Source organism: Chitinispirillales bacterium (assembly GCA_031254455.1).
GTDB lineage: Bacteria > Fibrobacterota > Chitinivibrionia > Chitinivibrionales > Chitinivibrionaceae > WRFX01.
The window spans coordinates 1-3367 of record JAIRUI010000047.1 but is presented as its reverse complement, the minus strand read 5'-3'; the positions used below and the strand labels follow the sequence as shown (position 1 = coordinate 3367).

The 3367-nt window shown below is 37.7% G+C and carries 4 protein-coding genes; 1 reads left to right on the top strand and 3 read right to left on the bottom strand.

The window, feature by feature from the left end; all coding sequences use genetic code 11:
- Positions 1-191, top strand: a 191-nt coding sequence (locus LBH98_03650) for an IS1 family transposase (GenBank protein ID MDR0303851.1), incomplete at its 5' end; no start/stop codon positions are given.
- A 250-nt stretch (positions 192-441) separates the two neighbouring features.
- On the opposite strand, the gene LBH98_03645 is transcribed toward LBH98_03650, so the two are convergent.
- From LBH98_03645 to LBH98_03635, 3 genes are all read right to left on the bottom strand, one after another.
- A complete protein-coding gene (locus LBH98_03645; GenBank protein MDR0303850.1) occupies positions 442-750 on the bottom strand; it encodes a heavy-metal-associated domain-containing protein in 309 nt (102 codons plus the stop codon).
- A 43-nt stretch (positions 751-793) separates the two neighbouring features.
- A complete protein-coding gene (locus LBH98_03640; protein ID MDR0303849.1) occupies positions 794-3058 on the bottom strand; it encodes a TonB-dependent receptor in 2265 nt (754 codons plus the stop codon).
- A gap of 226 nt (positions 3059-3284) precedes the next feature.
- Positions 3285-3367: IS1 family transposase (locus LBH98_03635; GenBank protein MDR0303848.1), on the bottom strand; the 83-nt coding region annotated here is incomplete at its 5' end.

The window sequence follows — 3367 nt, the reverse complement described above, 5'->3', positions numbered from 1 at the left end:
GTAATAACTGTAGATTGCGTCACCGTATCAGACGGGCGTTCAGGAAAACATGCTGTTTTTCCAAGAAGTTTGAAAACCATATGAAGGCGTTTAGTCTTGCTTTCTTTTATATCAATTATAATCACTTTAAACAACAGTATATACCGAACGATTATTTGAATTTAGAAAAATGCGGTATTGATTCCCTGTAGTAATTTTGTTAAATATTTATCATTCACAATGTGACTTTTGCGTACTTCGGAATTGTGCCGCGAGAACGTATGTTTTACGTTTATATAACAAAAAAAAGAGTGGTATCTTCACGATGGCACTCTTCATAACACAGAAACTAACTATTAAATTTTAAATTTGATTTGTATTTGAGCAAATTAAATACAAAGGGACAAGCCAAATAATTTTTTGCAAAGGAATGAATTTTTTTCAAACACACCAAATTTTTTTTTATTTTTCTTTCATTTCTTTGCAAATATAGCCAAGTTTTTCAATTGACTTTTTCAATTTATCACTGTCAGTTTTGTCGGTTTTGTAGGTGATTGTCACCAATTGCTTGCTCAAATCTGTGGTCAAGTCCTTCACTCCTTTTTCAAAAGGAATATTTTTCTTGATTCTGTTTTCACAGTTTTCGCAGTGAAAAAAAAAAAAAAAAACAACCTGCTCTTCTTTTGCGTTTTCTTTTTTATCCTGTGCCGAAACTATACTCGTGGCAAACAAAAACGCTACTACTACTAAAATACTACGTACTACTTTCATGATATAATTTATTAAATTTATAATTCTAAAAAACTTTTAACTCTTATTTAATCTCACCTATTCTCAGACGAATTCCAACATAAAATTTTCTGCCCATAAGTGGACCCCAGATTCTCGACGCATCAAAATTCGTACCAAAAGGGTCATCTGCGCCGATAATCGGGTCTTTTTGTTTATAATTCCAGATATTTTCACAACCGGCGTAAACATCAAGACGCTTTGTTTTCTTGCTTATCTGCGCGAAATACATAAGATATGCAGGCGACCATTCATTATCGCCATTGTATCCGTCACTGGGCAAACGGCTTTTCCCGTTAAATTGAGCCGTAATGTCAAATTTCCATTTCTCGAAATTTGTTGCGTAAGACAAATTGACAAGTCCTCGATATTTGTTCAGCAATGGCTTATCTACCGTGATGTTTTGTCCGTTTTCGCTGTATGTGATTTTTGTATCACTCAGTCTGAAGGCGGCGTATATATCAAAACCTTTGAATGGCGTTGTATTTACGTCAATTTGGCAGGCATTGGCATACGACTTGCCGTGCAAATTATAAAAATATATTCGGCTCCTGTCGTATTCCATATCAATAATTGCCTGATTGTCGAAATCAGTACGATAATAATCCATACTAATACTAAAAGTCCTGTCGTCAGGCATCGGAATGTAAAATGTGAGGTTTGCTCCGTAGTTCCAAGCCTTTTCAATGGTGAGGTCTTTAATGGATGCAACATTAAGTTCTCTCGACGAAGCCAAATAACCGATATTTTCGCAGATAACGCTTGGCGAACGAAATCCGCGACCCGCCGACGCACGAAAAATAATATTATCCGTAAAATTGTACTTTATGTTTGTTCGCGGCGTGAACAGAAATCCGTAGCGATTGTGCCAGTCGCCGCGCAAACCGATAATGACAATCATTTTCTCAAGATATGAATATGTATATTGAGCAAAGACGCCAGAAACTATCTCTTCTCTTAAAAGCGGAATAGGCGTAACGGGTAAAGGATATGGAGGATGAGGTATAGGATTGTGTATAGGTAAAAGGTCGGTATAATGTTCGTCGTATTTATCATACATAAAACTCCCGCCGACAGTATATTTGTGCGACGTGTTTACCATATACGACGAAACTAATACATTACTGTAATAACTGTTCTGCACTCCGCTGTACTCCTTTGCTCCGTAAACTGAATTTATTTCGTGACGCTTGAAACTGTTGATAATCCCAATACTTTGCTCTTCCTTACTGCCAAATGCAAAACCAGTTTTGTTTGAAAGTGAAAGATTATTGTTTTCAATATGCGTTTGATAATTGGCTATTTCAGCAATTTGACCTCCGTCTCGGGTATCGTACAAATATTTGAAATCAAACCGCGACGAAATCTCTTTTTCCTGATTGTTGTAAATCCAGCGATTGTATATGTTGAACAATTTGGTTTTTGGCATATCTAAAAAACCGTCATGATTTGCATCATGTTCCGACGGTTCGGTCGAACCGTGAAGCATTAGCCCAGTCCATAAATTTTCGCTCACCTTCGTAGCCGATGTTATGTTGGCTTCCATACGTCCGTCGTCCGCCCCAAACAGATTTAGAAATAACGTTTCGGTATTGTCGGGTTTCTTATACTCCAGATTTATCTGCCCCGTCGTTGATTCATATCCATTGACTACCGACGAAGTCCCTTTCGATACCTGTATGGATTCCAACCATGGACCGGGAATATAATTCCAACCGAAAGTAGAAGACAATCCGCGCAGTGTAGGAATGTTTTCGTCGAGCATTTGTGTGTAAATGCCCGATAAACCCAGCATCTGTATTTGCTTTGCGCCCGAAACGGCATCTGTAAAACCAACCGTAACGCTGGCGCTGTTCTCAAAACTCTCGGCTAAATTGCAACATGCCATCTTCTGTAACCCCGCAGCAGTAATTACTTCCGTTTGAATAGGGGTTATCCTTGATTGAAAATTTCCACGCCGACGGGAAGAAACAACGGCTTCGCCAAGCAAGAAACCTTCGATTAATTCAAATTCAACTTTATTAACGCCATTTGAAACCTCAATAGTGTCGTTTTGGTAGCCAACAAACGACGCTATTAAAAGCCGTTTTCCCGTTTGCGGGATGTCAATGGCAAAATTTCCGTCTGCGTCGCTCGTTGTTACATGCTGCGTTCCTTCCCAAAAGATATATGCTCCGGAAAGCGTCATCGTGCCATCCGAACTTTTCCCATATACCGTGCCGTTAAGATGCTGGGCGCTGATATAACAACATATTGTTAAGGTAAAAAATAAACTGATTATATATTTCATTTAATTTTGGTCAATAAAACTCACTGCTGCACATTTGTAAACGAATTTTGTTTTGTTTTATTTTGAGAAAATAAGAGTAGAACCATAAAAAAAGCAGTATTAATCTTATGTCGCATCTGAACTTCGTCATTGACAACCTTCAGAAATTGATGGTTTATAAGTACCCTTAAATCCGCAACAAAAAAATAGTTGAAGGTGTTCTACAAAGTATGATAAAATTTAAGCATCACACATACCCCCAATTGATATAAAAGAAAGCAAGGTTAAATGCTTTGAAATGGTTTAGCATTTTCTTTGAAAAACAGCAGG

What these genes read in the sequence shown, in the direction of transcription:
- LBH98_03645 (MDR0303850.1), bottom strand. Translation starts at nt 750, where the DNA reads ATGAAAGTAGTACGTAGTATTTTAGTAGTAGTAGCGTTTTTGTTTGCC.
- LBH98_03640 (MDR0303849.1), bottom strand. Translation starts at nt 3,058, where the DNA reads ATGAAATATATAATCAGTTTATTTTTTACCTTAACAATATGTTGTTAT.